Genomic DNA, 377 nt, shown 5'->3' with positions numbered 1-377 from the left:
GAATTTGATAAGGATAAATTAAAAATCGTTTACTCCTCAGATGGGATTATACGCTCCTCCGATTATGACGTTTCAGCGCTCTGGCCTGCTAATATGTCGATAGCTGAAATTAAGAGAGAGGCTGTTCCTGAAGGATTCAGTATTAATGGTGAATGGTTTTTTGATGGTCAAAAGATTATTCCTCTACCGGTCGATTATATTGCTGTCGCGAAGCAGGAAAGACTAAATAGGCAGAATGAAGCATCAGACGCCATTGCGCCTCTGCAGGATGCTGATGAGCTCGGTATTGCAACAGAAGATGAGTTAACAGCTCTTGCCCGCTGGAAGCGTTACCGTGTGATGCTAAACCGCCTTGATATCAGTTCCGCCCCGGATAT

General features: G+C 44.3%; 1 protein-coding gene. It reads left to right on the top strand.

Going from position 1 to position 377, the window contains the following annotated elements; all coding sequences use genetic code 11:
* The coding region (locus AK59_RS0123445; protein WP_029883963.1) for a tail fiber assembly protein at positions 1 to 377 on the top strand (377 nt) is incomplete at both ends.

Source organism: Enterobacter sp. T1-1 (genome assembly GCF_000710795.1).
Taxonomy (GTDB): domain Bacteria; phylum Pseudomonadota; class Gammaproteobacteria; order Enterobacterales; family Enterobacteriaceae; genus Enterobacter; species Enterobacter cloacae.
Note: the sequence above shows the minus strand (reverse complement) of the source record. Positions and strands in the feature narration are given on the sequence as shown.